The organism is Variovorax sp. Soil_C_12, from assembly GCF_057657375.1.
The window spans coordinates 30,803-52,739 of sequence record NZ_JBDGIO010000023.1; the positions used below are offsets into that span (position 1 = coordinate 30,803).

Genomic DNA, 21,937 nt, shown 5'->3' on the forward strand with positions numbered 1-21,937 from the left:
GGGAGGAATTTTCAGCTTTTTTTACCCCGCGTGCCGGTTCCTTCATGACGGCGCGAGCTGTGGAGGCGCAATGTCAGCGGCACCCTCACCCGACATCGGAGGCCCCATGCCCCACCCTCGTACGCTGTCCATCGCGGCCACCATCGCTGCCTCGCTTCTGCTCGCGACCCTTGCTTCGAACCCGCGCGCGCAGCCGCCCAACGGCATCCACGCGGCCGTCGACCGCGAAGTGCGCAGCCTGAAGGCGGCCTACCTGCGCTGCGACCGGGCCGCGACCGAGCGGCTGCTCGGCATGGGCGAAGCGGCGAACTGCTCGGTCATCTACGAAGAGCTGCTCAGGGTCGGCTTCGGCGGCGACTTCAAGCGTCTGCTCGCCTGGTGGCACGCCGAACGTGTCGCCGAGGCGCGCGGCGAGCGCAGCGCTACGCGTTGAAGCAGCGGCGGTCCGTCGGCGCGTGCATTTTCACGGTGTCGATCGGCGTTTTGGACGGGGATAAATGTATTTTTTCGACAGATTGACACGGTCGTCGCCGAGCGCCGGGCAGTAGATCGGCGGCCCTATCCCTGTGGATGATCCCGCCGTGTCGTTCGCCCAGCGCTTCGCTTCATTGGCGACGAGATCCTTGCCTACAGGATGTCCGAGCTCGACGTGCAGCAGTTCTTCAGCCTGAGCAAGGACGACATTGCTGCGACCGGCGAATGATTCGGCGACGACCGCCGCGTCGCTGCAGCGAACCAGATGCTCTTCCTGCGGGCAAGCAGCCGTCCGATGGACCGATTTGCCTCCTCCCGAAGTTCCTGTTGCGTTCAGTGTGCGAAGCGTTGGGGTCACTGAGCGTGAGCATCGCCAGCCCCCGTTCGCTCTACGAACGCCGCCAGAGGCTACGAGCACCAGGCCTGCGCCCGCCCGTACGTGAACGCGTAGGACTTCTCTCGACTACGACGATGCGGACTTGGAGCGACTGCACAAACTGATCTCCCTTGAACGAGATCACGAGCGACGAGAATGGGCGCTGATCCTCGGTTGCACGAGGATCAGCTCCGCTTCGCAGTGACGAGCGTGGACGATTCTGTCGATGCGGTGCGCAAGTATCTCGGGGAGTATCCAGGTTCCAATCGCCAATGAAGTGCGCCCAGTGCTTGGCTCGGGTTGCGTGTTCGTCTGGGTGAAAAAGCCTCCTGGCACAGTGAGCCCACCAGATAGCGCGTCGACCGCGGCTGCCGCCTCATCTCCCAGTACTCCGGCCATTAGATAACGATGCAGGCTGGCGACGTTCGCTCCTCCCGGATCGCCTGACTTGGGCGCAACCGCCGTGCGCCGGCCCAGCCTCGATGTCATCGCGGTGCCCCAGTTGCCCCTTTAGACGCCACCGGTGAACGATCGCGAACACATGCAATGGGGGTCCGAATTGTTGTCGTCCCGCCCCGCGCTCCGCTCACTGGTGCCGGTGCGGCGAAAACTGTGGAAATATGCAGTAGTTCGAAAGAACTACAGACGGCTAGGCATTCAATGACTAGGCTTAGGGGGTTGTTCACGCGCGGCCACGTCCCCTATGAGGTGGCACGCAGCATCTGCAGGACGTGGAGGGACCGCGGTGATGGCAGGACCGAGCCTTGACCGGCGCATCGATGTGCGAACGGGCTGCCGTTCTTTTGTCGCTTGGCTGAGCGGCGGGCGTGTACCAGCCTCGACCAACTCGGAGCGTCGACTGTCAGTTCGAATCGTCAGGAGTGAGGAAGGCGATTTCCTTTGGGTGGTGGAAGAACGCATGGATGGGATTTGGCTGCGCGATCTGCAGATCTCCGAGCACCAGTTCCTGACCTGTCAGGGCGCGCTTTCTGAGGGAGAGAAGGTTTTGTACAGCTTGCGTCACATGTCGTGACTCAATCCAGCCGCCGCCTGGGCCGCAGGCTTCCTGCCGGAGGCCCGGGCAGACGTACCTCAAAACGGAGGCCCACGTATGCGCAAAAGTCGATTGAGCGCCGTTGCCGCACTGGCGCTCTTTGGCCGGGTGCCTGATTGGCGCCGGTGGCATGCAGGCGTTGCACGCCCAGCAGAAGCCGCGCCCCGTGGCCTATGTCATCTCGGAGATCGAACTGACGAACCCCGACGCGTATGCCAAGGAATATGTGCCGCTCGCAAACAAACGCCCTGGCCGAAAGCGGCCAGAAGCGACTTGCGTCGGGCGGTACGACAGTGTCTTTGGCCGGAGAACCGCCCGCCCCGCGCATCGTCCTGTCCGTGTTCGAAAGCCTGGATGCGGCCAAGGCGGCCTACACCTCGCCTGCCTACCCCGAGGCAAGAAAGGTCGGCGACCAATACGCACGGCTCAGGATCTTCCGTCGAAGAGCTATAGACCGAGGTTCCACCGTTCATTGTCATTTCACCGGAACGACGTTCGGCGGCCGCGTCCGTTCAAGGCAGGTGGCATCGGCCGCTCATGACGAACCTTGAGGAGTTGACATGGTCACCTACGTTGGATTGATGAGCTTCACGGACAAGGGCCTACAGGCGGTCAAGGACACGACCAAACGTGCCGCCGCCGCCAAAGAGGCGGCGAAGAAGGCAGGTGTCAGCATGCGGGAACTTGTCTGGACCATGGGAGAGTACGACCTCGTTTCAATCATTGAGGCAGAGGACGAACAGGCATTGGCAGCGTTCAGCCTCGCCACGGCCATGCAGGGCAACGTGCGTTTGCAATCGCTTCGCGCGTTTACGAGCAGCGAGATGGACGCGATCCTCGCCAAGCTGCCGTAGGTGAATGCCAAACGACCGGGACGATCTGAGCCGAGGGTGAAAGCAGGGTCAGCAGTTGCCCTTCTTTGCTTGTCCCGGAGGGCACTGCTTTCCGTAGCCGCCACCGGGATAGCCTGGACCTTCGGAGTAGACAGCGCAGCCGCCGAGGATGGCTGTTGCAAGGAGTGCAGCAACGAGCTTCTTCATGAACATGGCCTTTCCATTGGGGAGTTCGAGCAGAATTCTCGCACCCTTGCTCGTCGGCCGTGGGCGACTATGCCGCCCAGCTGGCGGCCCTCGGTGGCGCGCGCGTGATCGGGACAGTAGGGTCTGCCGAGAAGGCGCGGCATGCGCTCGACGCGGGGGGCACGCGACGATTGACTACAGGCGGGAGTCGGTTGCAGAGCGCGTGAGGTCACTGACCGACGGACGCGGTGCGGACGCGCTCATTGACATGAACTTTTCGACCACCGCCCCGCTGCTCGCAGGAGCGCCGGGCAGCGATCGACGGTCTGTCGGAACTGCTGCGTGCCGGTCGCTTGCGACATACAGTGGCCGGGCTCTGGAACCTGAAGGACATCGCGGCCGCGCACAAGGCGCATGCCCTCAGAAGCTGGGGACGTCCGGCTCCTGCGGCCTGGACGCGAGTGCCTTCTGCACCTCCGAGAACCGGTCGCCAAAATAGGCATCGAGACGCTCTTCAGTGGGCTGCGCGTCCACGGCCTGAATCTTCTCAACGGCTTTCGAATCCTCAAGCGATTGCCTGCTGTGCTGGTAGCACGCAGAGGCGGCGACTGCAACGCACACGAGCACCGATGCGTGCATGACCCTGAGTAAGTCCATAGCGACCTCCTGGGTGGTGGCAAAGCCGAAACGTTTTGGATGAAGTGGCAGCGACGCGCCTGGCTGGGACGTCATCCGCCCAAAGCGCACACCCGATGCCAACGCACGACACGTTGCGCGCGGTTCTGCGCCACGACGCGCGCAGTCCGTTCTGCCCGGCTGGAGGCCTCCCACAGCCTGTCGATTCGGACGTTGGCTTCGTAGAGCTCGTCACGGTCGCTGGTCTGGTCGTCGCTGTCCAGCAAGGCCGTGGGCAGGCTCAGGTTCGCAAATTCGCTTCCGCCCGCTCCTTCAACGCGAACTTCATCGAGCCCGGGCCGCCCGGCGAATGTCGAGGAAACGTTTGGGGTGAACTGCATCGGCTTTCGCGGCAACTCGACATTCGAGCGTGCTTTGGATCTCATGAGTCCGGAGGCAAGGCCAAGGGCGAGCGTTGCCATGGCCAAGCCAGCCATGGATGGACGACGCCTTGACGATCGAAGCATGAACGGCCCCTTGTTGCCGCTGGGCAATCTCGCGAGGCGACGATTGGCGGCAATCGATAACTCCTGAGGGCTGCGTGCAGCCTTCGCCAGACGCAGACCCTGGCAGCGTCGACCGCAGCTTTCGACGCACTCGTCATCGTATAGAAAGCGTCAGCCAACACAATATTCTTAACGGCCTAGTGGAGACGATCAGGGCCGGTGCGTTTGAAGGCATGAACCTCGTTTGCAATTGGGTGGCGACCATGGAGACCGATGCAAGACAGCGCGATGCCCTGCAGCGCCTGAAGCCCGGTGCCTTGGCGAAGCTGCGATCCGTGCCCGTTGCCGTGTCGCACACCCAGCCTGCGTTCGGCCGGTCCCATGCCGCACTCCGGGCGGGCAACCTCCCTCCGCGGGAGACTCGCTCCCTCGCTTTATGCCAGCAGAATGTCCCGCGTGCCGCGTTCAGAGGCGCTGCTGGCCTTGACTTGGGCCCTAAGGCCTACCGGCACATCGTGCTTGCCCAGTTCAACAACGTTCGCATGCTGCAGGTTGGGTAGGGGTCTGCGGCGCGGACACCGCATGCAGTCTCTCGCTGCGCCACCATGCCAGCAGCCGATCGAAGCTGCCGTCGAAGGCTCGCTGCTGCAATGCTTCGCTGACTGACGAACAATGCGCTGCCGACGCAATATCCAGCACCTGACGTGATGCCGCCAGATCACACGCCAGATAGATCCGCTTGAGTTGATCGATAGGCACTGCAGCGAGGGTGCCGGTACCCGCCTGAGCAAATGCCACCGATGTGCCGAAGGCAAGTGGCATCATCGCGGCAAGAATCGAAACGCATCGGTCTGATTGCACGGTCCACCTCCTAGCCAACGTACCGCTCGCAAGCGCGTCAGGCAAGACGTTGAAACACGGTGGCACATCCTGCGAGCGGCACCGAAAGATGATGTGAGATCCGGGTCGGCTCGAACTCCTCTGCCATTGGCATCGTAGGCGCTGAGCCGTTGGCGTCAATAACCTGAACGAACTAGTGCTCCCCACGTCGAAGGAGTGCGTGTAACAAAGCCCCCTGCCACAGCGCAACAGCAGCCAATCGCGGCCCTGACATTCGATCGCCGCTGCGACACATCGGCGTCTGGTGATCAGCGCAAGGCCAACACGATCTCCCGAGCATGGCCTTTGGCAGATTCACTCGAGCCCCCGAGCATCGGATGCTCTAGCCGGCAAGTATGCTCAACTTCGGCGCTCGGCCAGGCTCGCGGGCGGTCACGCCGGCGAGCAGGCAGAAAACTTCAATCAGTGGGAGAAATTTAGCGATCAGCTTGTTCTTCAGCGCGTAGTACGTGAGGTCGCTGTTGGAGGAGAGGTTCATCTTCTCCATGAGGCGCGTGCGGTAAGTGCTGACCGTCTTGACCGAGAGCGACAGGGTCTTGGCGATGTCTCCCGCCGTCTCTCCCTTGGCGAGCTTGAGGAAGACTTGAAACTCGCGTTCCGACAGCTGCTCGTGTGGGGCCGCGTCGTCCTTGCGGTCGAGCTGCCGCGCCAACAGCTCGGCCATGGCGGGCGTGATGTACCGACGGCCCAGAGAGATGGTGCGGATCGCGTTCACGATCTCGATCGGATCGCATTCCTTGTTGAGGTAGCCGCTCGCGCCCTGCCGGATCAGGTTCATCGCGTAGTGCTCCTCGGGGTAGCCGCTGAGGATGAGGATGCCCACATCCGGGGCCTTGGCGCGGATCATCGCCAGCGCGTCGATGCCGCTTTGCCCGGGCATCGACAGGTCCATGACCAGCACGTCCAGCTCGGTGGTGCGCACGAGCTCGATCGCCTCGCGCCCGCTGGCAGCCTCCCCCACCACGCGCAAGTCGACATGTTCCGAGAAGAACTGCCGCAGGCCGGAGCGGACGATGGCATGGTCATCCACAATTCCGATCTTGAATCTACGCCAAGCTATCAGATCGATCGCGGCATCTTTGAGAACTACTTGGGCGAGGAAGCTCGCCCCGCGGCGTGCGCTTCGTCGACGATGCGATGGTGCGCAGCATCGCGCTGGACCAGGGCGGCGACGGGTCCAGCAAGCTCCATCACGTCGGCTGGACCGAGGCGGCCAGCGGCGCGAGGCCACCTGCCGCTGGTTGGTGGACGCCTGCGGCCGCGCCGGGTTGCTCAAGCGCAAGCTCTTACTTGCCGAGCCCGATGCGCGCAATGTCAACGCCGTATGGTTCCGAAGCGGCGAGCACATTGTGCTGGACGAGTGGAGCGACGAACCGGCCTGGCGCGCGCTTGCGAACCTCAGGCTCGCTGGTTGTCTACCAAACCGGCCCTGCGGCGCCGGCCACTGGGTGTGGCTGATCCTGCTGGTCTCGGGGTCGCCGGGATTCGATGGCCGGCTGCTGTTCGGCGATCAATCGCGGAAGGTGTACAGCGGCAACGGTGGCCCGGTGCTGTACATGATGTGCGAACGCTGGCTACCGGTGTCGGGCCAGGTGCAGACGCACGCGAGTGACGATGCCGGAGTGCTCTTGGCTGATCAGCGCGCGCGGTCCGGGCGCCTGGTCGTAGGATTCGAATGGGTCCTGACGGATGTTGATCCCACTCCTATACTGTGCCGCGCCGGCCTTGAGCCGAGCGTCAACGAGACGAGGAGACGACCGTGCACCCCAATCGTCGCGACGTGATGTTCGCCTTTGCCGCCAGCGCCGCCCTCGGCGGCTGTGCCACCCCAGGGGCGCCGGCTGCCGACTGGCAGCAGTTCTCCGCCGGCGACGGCACCGCTATCCACTACCGGCGTTGGGTATCGGCCGGCGCGGCACCGAAGACAGTGCTGCAGATAGTGCACGGCGCAGCCGAGCACGTCAGCCGCTACGATCGTTTCGCGCAGGCGGCCGTCGCGAGCGGCTATGCGGTCTACGGCACCGACCATCGCGGTCACGGCCGCACGCGGCTGCGCTCGGGCCGCACCGGCGATGCCGGCCCCGATGCCTGGAACCGGATGGTCGAAGACGAAATCGCCTTCACGCAGCGCCTGCGTGCGGCGCATCCCGGTGCCAAGCTCGTGCTGTTCGGCCACAGCCTCGGCTCGTTCATGGCGCAGGACTACATCGAGCGCCGCGGCGATCTGCTCGATGCGCTGGTGCTGAGCGGCACGTCGTACCGTCCGGCGGTGCCGCAGCAGCTGATCGATCTGCTCAACGACGCGGTGCGCAAGGAGCCGCTCGGTGACTCGGCGGTATGGGCGGGCCTCTTCAAGGACTTCAACAAGCCCTTCAGCGGCCCCACGGGCTTCGAGTGGCTGAGCCGCGATTCTTCCGAAGTGAAGAAGTACGTCGACGATCCGCTGTGCGGCTTCGCCTTCAGCAACGAGCTGGCGCGCGACATCTTCGTCGGCTTCGCGCGCATGCGCGACCCGGCGCTCGAGGCGCGTATTCGCAAGTCCTTGCCGGTGCTGGTGATCCAGGGCGAGCTCGACCCGGTGGGCGAAAACCTCGTCGGTACGCGGCGCCTCGTGGCGCGCTACCAGGCGCTCGGGATGTCGCGCATCGAGACCCGCTACTACACGGGTGCGCGGCACGAGTTGCTGAACGAGACCAACCGCGACGAGGTCCAGCGCGACGTGCTGGCGTGGCTGGCGAAGACGGTTTGAGCGGCACTGAAAGCCACATCCCGAGTCATTGCTCGCAAGAGCCGACGGTCATGACAGCATCCGACGGCCAATAGAGACGATCACCAGCGGCTGCTGCTTTCATCGCCACGCCGGTAGCAAGACGACGTCGCGGCACCAGCGTCAGCTCCATCAGTGCGGAGATTCGCCGAGCCCAACATGCCAGCCCACGAAGGGCGGTCGGCGCAGGCCCTGTCGCACGAGCGTCAGTCGAAGAACGCCAGCGCGCTCAGGATCGCCGAGGCCAGTTCTGCACCGCAATGGCCAAGGCCTGTGGCGTCGGCCCGCTGGTGACTGGCTGGATCATCGGCGTGTTCGGGCTGCGCTGGCAGGCGATGCTTGGAGGCGTGGCGTTTGTCAGCCACCAGGTCGGCAGCTTTGTCGGCGCCTACGGCGGCGGGCTGCTGCACGACCTGCTCGGCTCGTGCCCGGCAGCGGTGCAGGTCGGCGTGTCGCTCGGGCTGGCGGCGGGCATCGTGCAGATCGGCTTCACGTTGCACCGTCGAGCAAGGTGAGTCCGGCGGCAACCTGACACGGACTCGGCGTCCAACGGATACCGTTGCGCAGCACCGTGCAAGGGCAGCAGCTCGCGACGCGCCGGCGCACCACGCTCCACTGGCCCGCCATCGCCAGCAGCGTCAGCGAGACCTCCCTTCGGGTAGCCGTGCACGGGGCCCCGCGGCGGCTTTGTGGCGACGCGATCCGGCAGCGGACGTCGCTGAAGGGCACTGAACGACGACCGAGATATGCGGTAGTTCTGGTGCGGGGGGCGGAGGGCAACCTCCGTCCCTGCCGCAATCCCCATGTCGCGAAGCCAGGCACGGTAGGAACATCGTTGAGTGCGTCTACGCACCAGGCGGGTCATCGGTCGTCGATGCCTGCCTTCGCCATCAGATCAAGCCTGCTGTTGACAGCCTCGGATGCACATAGTCGCCTCTCGAAGGCCGATATCGTCGTGCCCGCGGGGATGCCGCTCCGCCTCACGAACAGGGTCTCGACAATGAGCGGTTCCGGCACAAATGCCTCGACGCGAAGTGCGCACCGGCTCTGACTGGCTTCGACGACGCTGCGCGGCAGCACTGTCACACCGACGTTGCCGCCGACACATCCCAGGATTCCTTCCACGGTGCCCATTTCCAGGCGCCGATAAGGTAGCCATCCGCGAGTGATGAACTCCGCGTCCAGGCGCCGCCGATAGGAACAGCCTTGCCGGAACGTGATGACTGTCAGTCCCCCCTGTGCCAGCCGCTCGCTCATGGTGGTCGTGCCCAGCGCAGTCACCAACACCAGCTCTTCGCGAAAGGCCGGTCGAGTCACGAGATCCGGGTGATTGATCGGCCCCGCGACCAGGGCGCCATCCAGGCGATGGGCCAGGACATGCTCCAGCAACTCGGTGGTGGGACCGGTGCGGACCTCGATCTGCACCTCGGGATAGGCCTGGTAGAAGTCGGCCAGCAATTTGGGCAACCGGACAGCGGCGGTGGTCTCCATGGAGCCGATGCGCAGGTTGCCCTGGACCACGCCGACGTCGGAGACCACCGCACGGGCCTCGGCCGCAAGCGCCTGGAGGCGCTCGGCGTAGACCAGCAGCCGCGCTCCGGCCGGCGTGAGCGTCACGCCACGGCTGTGGCGCACGAACAGCGGGACGTCGAAGTCTGCTTCGAGCTGCTTCATGCGCACCGTGACGTTCGACTGAACGGTGTGAAGCTCGAGTGCAGCGCCGGTGACGGAGCCCTGCCGGGCCACGGCGAGAAAGGTTGCGAGAGCGGTCGAGTCCATGCTGCCCCCATCTGGATTCCCGAACGCAGACATCTTAAATATTCGTTTTTCAAGATGCCAGCGAAAGCCGAAAGTAGTGCTCTCGTCATCACCCTCAGCAGAGGTCGCCATGGCACTGCAAACCGCGCTAAATTCAATGCTCCGTGTCGAGCATCCAATCCTGTTGGCGCCGATGGACATCGTTGCCGACGCACGCCTGACGCTGGCGGTCGCGGACGCCGGCGGCTACGGATTTCTGGGTGGGGGCTATGGCGACGAAGCATGGCTGCATCGGGAACTCGCCGGGCTCGACGGCGCTGCCCGCGAGCGGAAACTTCCCTTTGGTGTCGGCTTCATCACCTGGAGCCTTGCGCGCAACCCGGGACTGCTGGATATCGCGCTCGAACACGGCGCGGGCGCGATCTGGCTCTCTTTCGGCGACCCGGTACCGTTCGCGCCGCGAATCAAGGCGGCGGGTGCGAAGCTGGTGTGCCAAGTGCAGACGGAGGCGATGGCGAAAGCTTCCCTCGATGCGGGAGCCGACATCCTCGTCGCGCAGGGCGCGGAGGCTGGAGGTCACGGTGTCAGCCGCGGCACATTGACGCTCGTGCCGGCCGTAGCAGACCTCGCCGGCCCGCACGTGCCGGTGGTGGCAGCGGGAGGCATTGCCGACGGACGCGGACTGGCGGCATGCCTGATGCTCGGCGCTGCTGGCGTCGCGCTGGGCACGCGCTTCTATGCGACGGCCGAAGCCGCTGGGTTTCAGGCAGCCAAGCAGCGCATCGTCGAAGCCACCGGAGACGACAGCATGCGAAGCGTGGTGTTCGACATCTCCCGCAGGAATGTCTGGCCCATGCCGTTCACTGGGCGATGTCTGCTAAACGGGCATCTGAAGCGCTGGTCCGGCCGCGAGCTGGACTTGATGCGCTCGATCGATGTGGAAGGTCCACGGTACGCCGCGGCACGCGCAGCTGGTGACATCGAGACCGCGGCGGTGATTGCAGGCGAAGCGGCGGCACTCATCCACGACATCCCCAACGCAGGCGAGATCATCACGCGAATGATCGGCACAGCGAGCGAGTTGCTGGACAACGGAGCCAATCACTGGTGCCGGGGTCTGACCCGCGCCGTCGCCGCACGGTAGCGCAGTTGCCCGCAACGGCGCGACAATGACGGCGTGTTTTCGCAGTCCATCGTCCAGAATGCAATGCAGCGCGCCCTGGCAGACGGTGCACTGCGGCCGATCGAGTCGCAAACCCCATCCTCCTCGACAGCGAGGGCGTCCGGTTCGTCTTGCGCACGGTGTCGAGCCTTGCGCGCAAGGACAAGGCGCGCCAGCGATGCGACGCGCCAACCGCCTAGGGCGATCGCCTCGCTGATTTTTTCGGCGGGCGCCGCCTGCCGTGCTCGATCTGGAAAAGCTGAGGTTGTGGGACTATATTATCGACAATCGCTAATAGGGTGGAGCCGGCAATGCGACAACGTCCCGCGCGAATGCACGACATCGTGAGTATCGGCGTGGAGCGCGTCGGCGATCTAGCTGATAGTTCGAGCGCGGACCTGCTGCGCCTCGAAAACCTCGATGTTGACCTCCCGCCATGCGAGGCAGCGATAGAACGCACGTGCCGGGCGACGACCCATGACGCCGACAACAGTTACTTGCCGTTTGTCGGCCAACACAGGCTGCGCGAGGTGGCCGCACACCACGTCTCGCAGATCAGCGGCGTGGCTTATGACCAACGCAATTGCGTCATCGCCCCTGGAGGACTGGCCGGCATCCTGAACGTGTTGCTCGCGACGATCGACACGGCGAACGAAGTCATCGTGACCGACCCTACCTACGCGGGCCTGCTCAACCGTATTCGCCTCGCCGGAGGCGTGCCGAAGTTCGTTCCGTTCGAGTTTGTGCCCGGCGCCCCTTGGAAACTCGATCGCGACGCGCTGCAGGCGGCGATCGGGCCGCGAACGCGAGCGATGCTCTTGATGTCGCCGTCTATGCCAAGCGGCGGCTTGCTGAGCAAAGGCGACTGGCAGCTCGTTGCCGAGCTCTGCTGCGCGCATGACCTGCTTCTCGTCCTCGATGCCGCGATGGAGCGGCTGGTCTTCGATCGCCAGCACGTGATCCATCCCGCTGGTTTTGCAGGCATGCGCGAGCGCACGGTGACGGTTGGCAGCGCGTCGAAGGAACTGCGCATGATCGGCTGGCGCGTCGGCTGGATCGTTGGGCCCGAGCAATACATGGCGGATATCGCGGCAGTGTCGCTGGCCAACTGCGTCGTGCCTGTTGGCATCGCACAGGATGCCGCTGCGATCGCACTGGAGGAGTCGCATGCCTCCATCGGAGCCTATGTGTCGGAGCTCGAGCGGCGACGCGACCTGCTTGTGAATGAGCTGCGGGGCCTGCCGGTCGGAGTTCCGGGCGGCGGATGGTCCATGTTGATGAGGGTCAGCGACTTCGGGATCGATGGGACCCGCATGTCGGCCCGTTTGCTCGAGCAGGGAATCGCGGCAACGGGCATGCTGGGCTGGGGCGAGAGGCACGCGCCAGAGTACATCCGCTTCGTCTATTCCAACGAGCCGATGCATCGCCTGCGCGGCGTGGGAGACAAAGTGCGGCGGGCGCTGGACGGCTAGTCGCGTCAGCCGATTGCTCATGTCAAGGACAGCTATTGGGCATGCTTGCCAAAGTCGAGTGTGGGCGGCACTGTGAGTTCACGAACGAGCCTGCTGAAGGACCCGCTCTTACTTCGTACGTGAGTCATGGCGCTTATGGCCCACCGGCCGAACTATCCGCGCCTTGCGGCCGTAAAGGCAATGGTTGACCCGGACGGCCTCCTCATCGTGCACCATGCCCTCGGCGTTTATCGGCTGGTTGCCGAACCGCGGAAGCGCGTGACCAGGGCAGCGGTTATCAGGCAAACAATCGCCCCGTAAGAAGTATCGCGTGCGCGTATCCCCCTTAGCTTGGTAATGCCAGCCAGCCAGCAACAGGACGCAGGCAGCCCCCATGGCTTGCAGTAGGGAAGAGCGTATGGCGTTCGGCTGCTGCTCCACGTATGCCGTAGCCGACAGGCTGGACGGGTTGTAACCCGCCCAGACACCGAACGGTGGTCCCGACGACCAATGAGAGAAGTGGCAGGAGGATAAAGAGTGCTGCGATTGTGCCTATGGCTTGCTCCGTTCGGAAGCCGAGCACACGCGACTCTTCAGCGACTTGACAGCTGCGACTACGCCGGCGCCATCGTCCTGAGCAGATGGATCAGCCGCAGAGCGGCAGGAGAAAGATAGGAATCCTTTCGGTAGATCACGCCGAAGGCACGACGCCACCTCAAGTGCTCGACCGGAAGCTCCTTGACCCGCAAGCGCGGTGCAGCGAGTTCTAGAGACCGTCGGGCGTTGAAGCTGAGCAGACGTGTCGATGCACAGATCTGCAGGCGCAGGCGCAGTGGTCGTGCTTCGATCGCAACCCGTGGCGGCGGCAGACCGCTTGCCTGCAATGTGCGATGAAGGTATTGCACGTTAAGGACGGAAGGGACCGAGAGCGTCCACAGCTCGTCGGCGAGGTCAGCGATCGCCAGACGTCTGCGCTTGGCCAGCGGGTGGTCAGCAGCTGAGCAGACGACAAACACGTCGTCGAAAAGACGCTCCTGTACACACCCGGCATACGGCGAATCGGGGAGCACATTGAAGATCAGGTCCAGGTCGCCGTTGGTCAGCGCTGGCACCATCACGTCGTTGTCGGCGACGGTGATCTGCACGCTCAGGGCGGGGGCTTGCTGCAAGAGAGGAGCACAGCAGTGCGGCAGGTCCTCGACCGTGGTGGCGCCGACGCCGAGGCACAGGTGGCCTGCCCGCCCTTCGGTGAGGTCTTCCATTTCGCGGCGGATATCCATCAAGGTGACGCGGAGCCGATGCACCTGCGCCAGGAGTGCCGCTCCGACCGAGGTCAACGCCACACCCGTGGGCGTCCTCTCGACCAGCTTCGCATGCATCGACTCCTCCAGCCGGCGCAGACTCTTGCTCAGCGCGCCGGGGCTCAGCCCCAGCGCCTCAGAGGCGCGCCGCACGCTGCGGTGTTCCGCAATGACGGCGAAGTATTCGATGTCCCTCAGCTCCATGCGTTTCCTGAGATTCAACGATCGATGACAACCGGATAGTTGCAGGAACCAATGCGCAGGGTCAAGATGAAAACCACGTTCTCGTCGGAAAGGCGGATAACGAAATGCGACACATCCTTCAGGCGTTCGCCCTCGCGCTGTGTTTGTCGTGTGACGCGACTGGCCTCGCGTTCGCGCAAACGTATCCGGCCAAGCCGGTGCGGATGGTCGTCCCCTTCCCGCCGGGGGGCGCTGCCGACCTGATCGGCCGCGTCCTTGCACAGAGGCTGTCAGAGCAAGTTGGCCAGCCAGTGATTGTCGACAACCGTGCTGGCGCCAGCGGCAACATCGGTGCCGAGGCCGTAGCGAAGGCGCAAGGCGACGGCTACACGATCTTGATGGGCGCGCTCACGTCGCACTCGATCAACCACACCTTGGAGCGCAAGGTTCTCCGGTACGACTTGGAACGGGATCTGAGCCCCGTGATGATCGTGGCCACGGTGCCTTACGTGTTGGTAGTGCACCCGTCTGTCCCGGCCCGGTCGATCCGGGAGCTCATCGCCTATGCACGGGCGAAGCCGGGGCACTTGACCTACGGATCCTCGGGAGCCGGCGCGCCGCAGCGGCTTGCGGCCGAGATGTTCAAGTTGAGAGCCGACATCGACATGCTCCACGTACCGTACAAGGGCAGCGGCCAGATCATCAACGACCTCGTCGGCGGCCAGGTGCTTGCGGCCTTCGAGTCCGTGCCGGCGGCCCTGCCACACATCCGCGGTGGGAGACTGCGCGCCCTCGCCGTCACGACGACACAGCGCATCCCCATGCTCCCCGATGTCCCGACCGTCGAAGAGGCCGCATCGTTCACCTTCGAAGCGAGCTCGACCTTCGGCATCCTGGCGCCGGCCGGAACACCCGGAGCCATCATCGAGCGCCTGCACTCGGCGCTCGCCGACGCCGTGCAGTTTCCCGATGTGAAGGAAAGACTGCTTCAGCAAGGCGCGTTCGCCGAGTCGACGACACCGGAAGAGGCAGCCCGACGAATCCGGTCGGAAATCGCGATGTGGGCCAAAGTGATCAACGAAGCCCACATCAAGCCCGACTAGGGCCGTTCACACGGGCTTGAAGGAGCGTCGATGCTTGCCACCGAAGTCTTTGCGCGCCACGCTGCGCGCTTTCGCAACGAGCCGCTCCACGAGGACGTGCTGCACCATGCCAAGCGCGCCGTCATCGATTGGTATGCATCGCTGTTCTCAGGGCTCGAATCGCCGGCCGTGCAGGCACTCGAAGGCGTGCTCGCCGACGACCTGCACCATGGTGCAGCCCGCCTCGCTCGCGGGCGTCCCGCCACCGCGCTTGCGGCAGCGTTGACTCACGGCAGTGATGGCAGTGAGGCCGAGCGCACCAATGAACAGTGCGAGAGGTTGCAGGCTTGAGACGATGGGCTGCAGCCACCACCGCTGCATTCCACCCAGCACCACCAGCCCAGCCAGACAAAAGCCAACCAGAAGCGCTTCTCTAAGGATGAGCGGGCTCTGGTGGCGCTCGTAGGCCTGTGCGAAGCCAAGGAACATGAGGAACAAACCGATGAACACCATTGGGTGGTGGGCGAACAGCACTACGCCCGCGAGCAAGCCCAGGTGCCTGCGGCAATCGACCACGGCATTGGAGCCCCGTCCGACTCATGCGCGCTTGCAGGCAGTGGGCGGTGCAGGTACTCACGCAGTAGGATGGTGGCGGCAGTAGCGTTCACAACCACCGCGAGCGCGGCCTTCCAACCGAAGGTCGTGAGCATGAACGTGCTGTCCCATTGCCAGGTGGTCGCCACCATCAGCACGGGCGGGGCGGCAGACGACGTCAGCGTGCCGCCGATCGACACGTTGACGAACAGCACACCCAGTGCCAAGTACCTGGCGCCTTCAGGCACCTGCGGGCGGAAGATCTGCGGAGCCAGCATCAGAGCGGCGATAGTCATGGCCGCCGGCTCGGTGATAAGCGAGCCGAGCAGCGGTACGGCGGCGAGCCCAAGCCAAGCAGTGGCCAGCGGAGTGGGCACCGGCAGCACCCTGGCCACCAGGCTGACGGTCGAAGACACCGTGCGGAGGGCCGGCCGCGATCCGGCGATCACCATGACCACGAAGACGAACAACGGCTCGGTGTTGCGCGATTCCGCATACTCCAGCGCTGTCCCGCCTCCGGAGGGTTCGAAAGCATGCATACGCGGTATTCTGACGCTAGACACGTGACCGATCCACCTCTATCGTCACGCACCACCTACCCGCCTATCAGGCTCGCGTTCGTGGCGGCAATGCGTTCTGAGAAGAGAAGAAGATCGCGCCGAGGGCCATCTCTCGGCCGTGGCGCAACACCTTCTTTGTTGCGTTTTAGGATGAACGCTTGCAGATCAGGGACCTCGTCAACGCGCAACACACAATTGGGATTACATAAGGCCGCCGAAGTACAAGTATCTGTCGCGGAACTTGGGAGAAGCTTAAAAGGGCTGGCGCCACGAATGACCCGATAACAGGATCACCGGGCCTTCAGATAGGCCGCATACAGGGATGGATGGGCGTCGCGCAGTGCCTTGCGTCGCGCGACCACGTCGTGGTGCCGGCCCTGCCGCTCCAGGCCCAGCAGTTCCAGCAGAAGTCGCATCGCCTGTTCGGGCTCGGTGTGGAGACAGCGTTGCGCTTCGCCCAACTGGCGCGACAAACCGGGCTTTTCCGTCAGGACCCAGGCTGGAAACCAGGCCAAGTCACGCACATCGCCATGCCCTTCAAACGTCGCGTCGAAGGTCTTGCGAAGTCTCTCCAGCAGCGGGTCGGAGAGCCTCTTCGTGAGCTGATCGAAGCGCTCGGCTGACAGCCAGGCGAGCTCGGCGAGCAGGCCCCATGCACCGTCAAGATCGTGCACGCGGTAGCGCGCCTCCGCCATCCATGCGAGGGGCGCTGGAATTCGGCGCCACGATTCGATACGAGCGACGGCGTCGCTCGCTGCGGACCAATCACCGGCCCGCAGCCACAGCGGGGCGGCGTGGTCGTCGCTGCGCTCGTTGCGAAATCGGAGTGGTGCGGCCCGCTGCGCTATCTCGCGCCACTGCGTGACGAGCCACGCGGCCCCTGCGCGCTTCCCAAAAATGCGCACGGCTGCGGGCTCGATCACCTCGCTCAACACACGACACGCATCGTGCATGGCGTCGTGATCCTGGAACGGTGCGGCCGTGCGTTGCTCGAGTGCATCCACGAGTACCCCAAGCGGCGCCAAGGATTCGTGGTTCGGAAATTCGTCGGCGAATGTGCCCCATGCCGATCTGGCGCAGGCCGGGTCGTGACGCTCGAGGGAGGCCGCCACGTCGTTGCACAGCACGGTATCGCGGCTGTGGTCGAAGATGTCGAGTTGCTGCGGGGGCATGGGTCCATCCGGACGGGCTGTTCTTTCGCGACTGTAAATCCTCTCGTCCTGACGGGAGGATTTTGCTTAAGCTGCGCAGCTGCCGCACGCCCAGAGATTCATCGTGATGAGTTCGTACCTAAGAGCGGGACCACATAAATACACTAACGGCATCACCCTTGCTACCAGCGACCACATCTCAAGCCCCATACCCCGACCACCGAAACTCAAGTTCGCCGTCGCCAATCAAACTCCCCTGCCGTTAGCGTATTTTCCCACCGGCTCGTTTCTCCTAGAAGAAACTCCGGCCGCCAGATCCGGCTTTCACCTGGCGGCAGTTGCGCAAACGCGTCGCCGTTGCGCTGCAGTTGGGCGGCGGCCCGACGCCACGCGATGTGCGGGTGCTCACCGTCGATGCACCGACATCCCGAGGCGGCCACGTGCGCGAGCGGCCATGGAAAGTGGCCGTGCCTGCCAATGGCAACTCGCCGACGCGCGAGACGCGGGTCGCCCCGGTTGCGGGCGAGCTGCTGCAGCACTGGCTCCAGGTCCGCACAGAGGCTCGTATCCTGGGGAACTTCCCTTTTCGTCGACACGCAGCGGCAAGCTCTGGAGCAAGGAAACGCAATACAAGACTGCCAGGCAGGTGTCGGAGGAAGCAGGGCTGGATTCAACGGATGGCGGTTCATTCCGTTTGCGGCATGCCTTCATTTACGAAAGCTGCGGCGCGGGACGGACGTCGATCAGGTGACCCGTTGGCTGGGCGTCGAGGCAAAAGCCATGGGCTAATATCGCCGAGCCGTGAGCACTCCCGAGGATTGATTTAGCCTCTGATTCACGCTATCGAACGGGCACAAATCATCAGTCGTATTCGTTGACTGTGAATGGCTTTATCCGCTCTTAATTGGCAATCAAGTAAAGTCGGCCCCTTATTCATTCGATGGAAGTGCTCATGGCGCAAACGTACAAGCAGATCCAGAAGCAGATCGAACAACTGCAACGACAGGCAGACGCTCTCCGAAACAGTGAAGTCCAAGGTGTCGTCGACCGTATCAAGGTGGCGATTGCGCACTACGGCTTGACGGCTGCACAACTGGGACTCGGCGCTAGCCAAGGGCTTGCGCGGCCGAAGAAGGCCCTGAGCCTTTCGGGCAAGTCCGGTGCGAAGTTCAGCGATGGCAATGGCAACGCCTGGTCCGGTCGTGGACCGCGTCCTCTCTGGCTTCGTGACGCTCTGACGGCGGGTCGATCCATCGACGAATTCCGAGTGGGATCGCCCAGGAAATCGAAGCCTGTCTCCGTCGACCGAGCATCCGGCGAGACTGCGGCGCCAACCGCCCGCCGCGCCCGCAAGAAGGCGAAGCGCACCGCGAAGACCAGCTACAAGGATGACGCGGGCAATTCCTGGAGCGGGTTCGGGCCCAAGCCCAGATGGCTGAAGGCCGCACTGGAAGCCGGAAAGTCATTGGAAGACTTCGCTCAATAGAGCCGGCGTCGAGCCCGCAGCACAAGGGCACGACGGCGCTCGCTACTACCCCAGCGTCAATGGACGGCTCCGACCAACAGTACTGTCCAGCCGTGCCCGCTCCGCCAGTGCGCAATTCCATCGCGTTCGTGTACGCGTCGTTGGAGTCTCTCGCTCGCTCTGAAATAGCTGTGTCTTGCGTTGCCTTGCGATTGAGACGCTCGGCCGGCATTGTTGGCCAAGACCTTTGCCTTGCCGAACGCGTAGGCGAACCAGGTGCGCCGCCCCGCCCAAACCCTGCTTCAGAGTCGACTGAGGAATCCCTGCTCTCGGTCATCCCCTGCGCGTCTGCCTCGCCAGTTTGGCCATCTGCTTCTCGTAGGCGAGCAGTGCCGCCTCGAGGGCCTCGGCGGGACCACGCAGCGTCAGTTCGCCATCGTCAGCCGAGTTCAGCACGGCCTTGCGGATCGCATAGATTCGCTGCAGGATCACCCCGTATTCGGCCGACAGCAGCTTGGGCTTCTCATGGTGGATAAAGAGGCGCCGCGCGATCTCCAGTGTGCGGGGATCGAACTTGCGCAGCCTCGCGATGCACGCCAGCTGCTTTTCGTCAACGCGCGTGGTCATGCGATGGCAGTGTCATGAACAGGCTCATCAGCCCGAGGTAGAGCCAGTAGAGCATCAAGGCACCCACCGAGAGCGCCAGCATGCCCCAGCGCGGGAAGCGCATGTCGCCGATGAGGAAGCCGAAGATCAAGGTCACCAGAAAACTCAGGAACGCGACTGGCACCAGCACCGCACGCACAACGGGTTCACCCAAAACCAGCAGCGCGCAAATAACCCATCGCGCGAGCTGCAAGCCCGCACAAAGGCACCACCACGCCGCCGCCGCCATCCAATGAAGCGCCGTCGCACCGCGCTGATGCCGGGAATCCGCTCCGACTCGCAGGTTGCTCATGGCTGTTCCTCCGTGGCCCAGCAGACGGGGCGCAGGTCCGAAAGCGGAAGCAAGGTGCGCGTGCCATCGCCGAACCTCACTTCGCCCACCTCGCTGTCCTGCGCTTTCAGGCGCAGGGATCCCCGCCGGCCGCCGTGCTCCACCACCAGCACGGTCCGGCCGCCACTGACCACTCTGGGCGACTGGACGATGCCCGGAGCCGGCGATGCGACGGGTGATGGCGCCTGGGCCGCCTCGCCGAACAGTGCTTCGATGCTGGCCCGATTGATCGGCGTGTCCCCCGCCAGCAGTTCTTCGACCCGCTCCGGAAAGCCGCGTGCGGCAGCGACCAGGCGGTGGAGGGTTCGCACGTCGGAGCCGAGGCGACCGGATTCCACGGCATGTCGGACGCGCTCGGGCGCATCGATCAGCGCCGCTGCCTCGCTGATGTAGCTGCGCGGCTTGGCCAGACGCTTGGCAATCTCGGATTTCGACAGCCCCTCCTTCTCTCTCTCGCACACGAAGACGGCCAGGTCGAAGGGCGACATGTCCTCCCGGTGCAGGTTCTCCGCGGCCTGCGCGAAGGGATCGACGCGCTCGTCGATGAAAGCCGGGACCGTGCGCAAACCCGCCTTGCGCGCCGCGCGCACGCGGCGCTCTCCCCGGTTCACCACGTAACGCCCGGGCAGCTGCGGATGCGTGCGCAGCGACACCGGTTCCAGCACTCCGTGCGTGCGGATCGACTCGCCCAACTCCTCGATGCTCTCTTCCCTGAAGGTGCGGCGAGGTTGCGAAGGGTCGAAATCCATGAGCTCCACAGCGATCAGGGCGGGGCCGCCCCGATCGGAACGCTCCTCTGCAGCCGCCAACAGGTCGGAGGCACGAAACTGCGAAAGACCGCTGAGGTCCAACTCAGGCCCTTTCATGCCGTGACTCCCACGGCCGAGGCGCCGACGCCAGCCGAGTCCATGCGCTGCTGAAGAAGACCGAACAGCGTCTTGAGCTCGGCGTTCGCCTCGCGCGCCGAGCTCTTGCGCAGATCCCACACGGGAAGACCGCTGGCCAGCGCCTCCGGAATGGCCGAACGTGTCGAAATCCGCGCCGGGATCACGAACTCCCGATAGTGGTCGACCAGTTGCTGCATCGCCAACTTCTGACGCACCGAATGCGGATTGAAGCGATTGAGCACGATGCCCGCCAGCTGCAACTTGGGGTTGTAGCGCTGACGAACCCCGAAGATCGTCTTGAGCATGTCGGTCACGCCGTCGATGCTGTACTCCTCCAGTTCGATCGGGCAGACCACCGCCGCGGCAGCGATCAGGGCAGCACTCATCCGCAGTCCCAGCGCCGGCGGCGTGTCGATCACGACCGTGTCGAAGTGCTGCGCCACGCTCGCCACGTTCTTGCGAAACGACGGGATCACGGCCTCCGGGCGCGCCAGCTCGATGTCCGCCAGCCGCTTGCCGCCTGCCACCAGTGCGATTCCCCGTTCCGACCCGCCTGGAATCTCAAGGTTTGGCTCTTGTCCAAAGAGTTCAACCGCGCTCGCACCGCAGTCGAATCGCCGCAGTGTCTTCGAAGTGTTGGCCTGCGTGTCCAGGTCGATCACGCACACGGCCTGGCTCGGCGGGCGGCCAAGAGAGCTGAAAAAGGCGACAGGCTGCTCAGCGCACCACCGTCTCAGTTCGGGCAGCTTCGCCGTGCACCCAGGAAAGAAAGGCCTCGACCGGTGGCCGCTTCGCGTGCTTGGCCGGATAGACCACGAAGTGCGCCTTAACCCGAACGGCTTTGTCCAGCCCGAAAATCGGCTTGAGCTTTCCAGTCGAAAGATGCGGGCCGGCGTTCACGGCACTCTCAAGGGCGACGCCGAGCCCTTGCGTCGCGGCATCCAGCGACATCTGGGCGCGGTCGAACCGCAGAGCGAATTGTTCCGGCGCACGCCTGTCGGAGAATTCCCTGAGCCAGTCTGACCACTGGACCACGCTGACATTGCTCTGGATGAGCGGTACGTCGAACAGTTGCTCGATCCGCTTGAGCCGATGTTCGCGAATGAAGGCAGGGCTGGCCAGCGGCACGATGCGCTCGACGAACAAGGGCTCGACCACCAGGTCATCCCACTGAGGCACGCCATAGCGGATGTCCAGGTCGGCCTGCCCCAGCGCGAAATCGCTGGGCGTGTGCGCCGCGGACAGGTTCAGGACGATGTCGGGGTGGGCTTGAGCGAAGCCGCGCAGCCGCGGCATCAGCCACAGGCTTGCGATACTGGGCGCCGAGTGCACGTACAGGCTGTTGCGGACGCCCTTGCGCAAGTCTTCCGTCGCCGTCGAGATCGCAGCCAGGGCGCCCGCCACCCGCTCCAGGTATCGCTCGCCGGCATTACTGAGCCGAACGCCATGTGCGCTGCGCTCGAAGAGCCTCACTCCCAGATCGGCCTCCAGACGTGCGACCTGGTGGCTGATGGCCGACGCGGTCAGGTGGAGTTCCGCAGCGGCCAATCCAAAGCTGCGCCGGCGCGCCACCGCTTCGAAAGCGAGGAGATTGGCAACGGGTGGCAGGGAAGCCATAGGGTTCTCCCGGTCGTA

25 protein-coding genes and 3 pseudogenes are annotated in these 21,937 nt (G+C 64.2%); 12 read left to right on the forward strand and 16 right to left on the reverse strand.

All coding sequences use genetic code 11. The features are described from left to right. Nucleotides 1-106 precede the first annotated feature (106 nt). Nucleotides 107-433 carry a hypothetical protein gene (locus AC3A6X_RS34115; protein ID WP_487846318.1) on the forward strand — a complete coding sequence of 109 codons (327 nt, stop codon included), beginning with the start codon at nt 107-109 and terminating at the stop codon, nt 431-433. Between the two features lie 30 nt (nt 434-463). Here the strand turns inward: AC3A6X_RS34115 and AC3A6X_RS34120 are convergent, their stop codons facing one another. Beyond that, nucleotides 464-832, reverse strand: coding sequence for a hypothetical protein (locus AC3A6X_RS34120; RefSeq protein ID WP_487846319.1), 369 nt, complete (start codon nt 830-832; stop codon nt 464-466). Nucleotides 833-1,595: 763 nt separating this feature from the next. Between AC3A6X_RS34120 and AC3A6X_RS34125 the strand changes: the two genes are divergently transcribed. The 3 genes from AC3A6X_RS34125 to AC3A6X_RS34135 all read left to right on the forward strand — a co-directional run bounded on the left by AC3A6X_RS34125 (nt 1,596) and on the right by AC3A6X_RS34135 (nt 2,758). Further along, a complete protein-coding gene (locus tag AC3A6X_RS34125; RefSeq protein WP_487846320.1) occupies nt 1,596-1,883 on the forward strand; it encodes a hypothetical protein in 288 nt (95 codons plus the stop codon). Between the two features lie 245 nt (nt 1,884-2,128). Further along, the gene (locus AC3A6X_RS34130) at nt 2,129-2,455 is read left to right on the forward strand and encodes a DUF1330 domain-containing protein (RefSeq protein WP_487846321.1); all 327 of its coding nucleotides are present in this window, start codon (nt 2,129-2,131) and stop codon (nt 2,453-2,455) included. A gap of 9 nt (nt 2,456-2,464) precedes the next feature. Then, complete coding sequence (locus AC3A6X_RS34135) at nt 2,465-2,758, forward strand: GYD domain-containing protein (protein ID WP_487846322.1); 294 nt, start codon at nt 2,465-2,467, stop codon at nt 2,756-2,758. Nucleotides 2,759-2,806: 48 nt separating this feature from the next. Here AC3A6X_RS34135 and AC3A6X_RS34140 read toward each other — a convergent pair whose 3' ends face one another. The 5 genes and pseudogenes from AC3A6X_RS34140 to AC3A6X_RS34160 all read right to left on the reverse strand — a co-directional run. Continuing rightward, entirely contained in the window at nt 2,807-2,950 is a 144-nt protein-coding gene (locus AC3A6X_RS34140) for a hypothetical protein (protein ID WP_487846356.1), read from the reverse strand. Between the two features lie 393 nt (nt 2,951-3,343). After that, entirely contained in the window at nt 3,344-3,580 is a 237-nt protein-coding gene (locus tag AC3A6X_RS34145) for a hypothetical protein (RefSeq protein ID WP_487846323.1), read from the reverse strand. Nucleotides 3,581-3,651: 71 nt separating this feature from the next. Continuing rightward, nucleotides 3,652-4,020, reverse strand: a complete 369-nt coding sequence (locus AC3A6X_RS34150; RefSeq protein WP_487846324.1) for a hypothetical protein — start codon at nt 4,018-4,020, stop codon at nt 3,652-3,654. 552 nt (nt 4,021-4,572) lie between these two features. Further along, nucleotides 4,573-4,905, reverse strand: coding sequence for a hypothetical protein (locus AC3A6X_RS34155; RefSeq protein WP_487846325.1), 333 nt, complete (start codon nt 4,903-4,905; stop codon nt 4,573-4,575). A 460-nt stretch (nt 4,906-5,365) separates the two neighbouring features. Beyond that, nucleotides 5,366-6,004 (reverse strand): annotated as a pseudogene (locus tag AC3A6X_RS34160) (response regulator); the annotation flags it as partial. 208 nt (nt 6,005-6,212) lie between these two features. On the opposite strand from AC3A6X_RS34160, the gene AC3A6X_RS34165 reads away from it, so the two are divergent. Both AC3A6X_RS34165 and AC3A6X_RS34170 read left to right on the forward strand, forming a co-directional pair. Further along, nucleotides 6,213-6,728, forward strand: a complete 516-nt coding sequence (locus AC3A6X_RS34165) for a hypothetical protein (RefSeq protein ID WP_487846326.1) — start codon at nt 6,213-6,215, stop codon at nt 6,726-6,728. Further along, nucleotides 6,704-7,693, forward strand: coding sequence for a lysophospholipase (locus AC3A6X_RS34170; protein ID WP_487846327.1), 990 nt, complete (start codon nt 6,704-6,706; stop codon nt 7,691-7,693). The genes AC3A6X_RS34165 and AC3A6X_RS34170 overlap by 25 nt, the downstream gene beginning before the upstream one ends. A 25-nt stretch (nt 7,694-7,718) precedes the next feature. On the opposite strand, the gene AC3A6X_RS34175 is transcribed toward AC3A6X_RS34170, so the two are convergent. Continuing rightward, nucleotides 7,719-7,844, reverse strand: coding sequence for a hypothetical protein (locus tag AC3A6X_RS34175; RefSeq protein WP_487846328.1), 126 nt, complete (start codon nt 7,842-7,844; stop codon nt 7,719-7,721). A gap of 142 nt (nt 7,845-7,986) precedes the next feature. Here AC3A6X_RS34175 and AC3A6X_RS34180 point away from each other — a divergent pair. Beyond that, nucleotides 7,987-8,226: pseudogene (locus AC3A6X_RS34180) on the forward strand (MFS transporter); the annotation flags it as partial. A gap of 346 nt (nt 8,227-8,572) precedes the next feature. Here the strand turns inward: AC3A6X_RS34180 and AC3A6X_RS34185 are convergent. Then, nucleotides 8,573-9,490, reverse strand: a complete 918-nt coding sequence (locus tag AC3A6X_RS34185; protein ID WP_487846329.1) for a LysR substrate-binding domain-containing protein — start codon at nt 9,488-9,490, stop codon at nt 8,573-8,575. A gap of 109 nt (nt 9,491-9,599) precedes the next feature. Between AC3A6X_RS34185 and AC3A6X_RS34190 the strand changes: the two genes are divergently transcribed. Together AC3A6X_RS34190 and AC3A6X_RS34195 are read left to right on the forward strand one after the other, a co-directional pair. Beyond that, nucleotides 9,600-10,613 (forward strand): NAD(P)H-dependent flavin oxidoreductase, encoded by a 1,014-nt coding sequence (locus AC3A6X_RS34190; RefSeq protein ID WP_487846330.1) that lies wholly within the window; start codon nt 9,600-9,602, stop codon nt 10,611-10,613. 329 nt (nt 10,614-10,942) lie between these two features. Further along, nucleotides 10,943-12,103: a pyridoxal phosphate-dependent aminotransferase gene (locus AC3A6X_RS34195; RefSeq protein WP_487846331.1), complete on the forward strand. Its 1,161-nt coding sequence runs from the start codon at nt 10,943-10,945 to the stop codon at nt 12,101-12,103. A gap of 593 nt (nt 12,104-12,696) precedes the next feature. On the opposite strand, the gene AC3A6X_RS34200 is transcribed toward AC3A6X_RS34195, so the two are convergent. Beyond that, a complete protein-coding gene (locus AC3A6X_RS34200; protein WP_487846332.1) occupies nt 12,697-13,587 on the reverse strand; it encodes a LysR family transcriptional regulator in 891 nt (296 codons plus the stop codon). 104 nt (nt 13,588-13,691) lie between these two features. Here AC3A6X_RS34200 and AC3A6X_RS34205 point away from each other — a divergent pair, with 104 nt between their 5' ends. Both AC3A6X_RS34205 and AC3A6X_RS34210 read left to right on the forward strand, forming a co-directional pair. After that, the gene (locus AC3A6X_RS34205) at nt 13,692-14,669 is read left to right on the forward strand and encodes a Bug family tripartite tricarboxylate transporter substrate binding protein (protein WP_487846333.1); all 978 of its coding nucleotides are present in this window, start codon (nt 13,692-13,694) and stop codon (nt 14,667-14,669) included. Nucleotides 14,670-14,699: 30 nt separating this feature from the next. Further along, nucleotides 14,700-14,999 (forward strand): MmgE/PrpD family protein, encoded by a 300-nt coding sequence (locus AC3A6X_RS34210; RefSeq protein WP_487846334.1) that lies wholly within the window; start codon nt 14,700-14,702, stop codon nt 14,997-14,999. On the opposite strand, the pseudogene AC3A6X_RS34215 reads toward AC3A6X_RS34210, so the two are convergent. Then, nucleotides 14,943-15,760 (reverse strand): annotated as a pseudogene (locus AC3A6X_RS34215) (putative Na+/H+ antiporter); the annotation flags it as partial. The gene AC3A6X_RS34210 and the pseudogene AC3A6X_RS34215 sit on opposite strands and share 57 nt — an antisense overlap. Before the next feature lie 332 nt (nt 15,761-16,092). Beyond that, nucleotides 16,093-16,974 carry a hypothetical protein gene (locus AC3A6X_RS34220; protein ID WP_487846335.1) on the reverse strand — a complete coding sequence of 294 codons (882 nt, stop codon included), beginning with the start codon at nt 16,972-16,974 and terminating at the stop codon, nt 16,093-16,095. Between the two features lie 931 nt (nt 16,975-17,905). On the opposite strand from AC3A6X_RS34220, the gene AC3A6X_RS34225 reads away from it, so the two are divergent. Next, nucleotides 17,906-18,439: an H-NS family nucleoid-associated regulatory protein gene (locus AC3A6X_RS34225; protein ID WP_487846336.1), complete on the forward strand. Its 534-nt coding sequence runs from the start codon at nt 17,906-17,908 to the stop codon at nt 18,437-18,439. Nucleotides 18,440-18,751: 312 nt separating this feature from the next. Here AC3A6X_RS34225 and AC3A6X_RS34230 read toward each other — a convergent pair whose 3' ends face one another. From AC3A6X_RS34230 to AC3A6X_RS34250, 5 genes are read right to left on the reverse strand one after another with little or no spacing between them, the layout of a single operon-like run. Beyond that, nucleotides 18,752-19,045 (reverse strand): hypothetical protein, encoded by a 294-nt coding sequence (locus AC3A6X_RS34230; RefSeq protein WP_487846337.1) that lies wholly within the window; start codon nt 19,043-19,045, stop codon nt 18,752-18,754. After that, nucleotides 19,029-19,376 (reverse strand): hypothetical protein, encoded by a 348-nt coding sequence (locus AC3A6X_RS34235; protein ID WP_487846338.1) that lies wholly within the window; start codon nt 19,374-19,376, stop codon nt 19,029-19,031. Before AC3A6X_RS34235 ends, AC3A6X_RS34230 begins: the two co-directional genes overlap by 17 nt. After that, a complete protein-coding gene (locus AC3A6X_RS34240; RefSeq protein WP_487846339.1) occupies nt 19,373-20,281 on the reverse strand; it encodes a ParB/RepB/Spo0J family partition protein in 909 nt (302 codons plus the stop codon). The genes AC3A6X_RS34235 and AC3A6X_RS34240 overlap by 4 nt, the downstream gene beginning before the upstream one ends. After that, the gene (locus tag AC3A6X_RS34245) at nt 20,278-20,970 is read right to left on the reverse strand and encodes a ParA family protein (protein ID WP_487846340.1); all 693 of its coding nucleotides are present in this window, start codon (nt 20,968-20,970) and stop codon (nt 20,278-20,280) included. Before AC3A6X_RS34245 ends, AC3A6X_RS34240 begins: the two co-directional genes overlap by 4 nt. A 49-nt stretch (nt 20,971-21,019) precedes the next feature. Next, nucleotides 21,020-21,919, reverse strand: a complete 900-nt coding sequence (locus tag AC3A6X_RS34250; protein WP_487846341.1) for a LysR substrate-binding domain-containing protein — start codon at nt 21,917-21,919, stop codon at nt 21,020-21,022. Between the last annotated feature and the right edge of the window lie 18 nt (nt 21,920-21,937).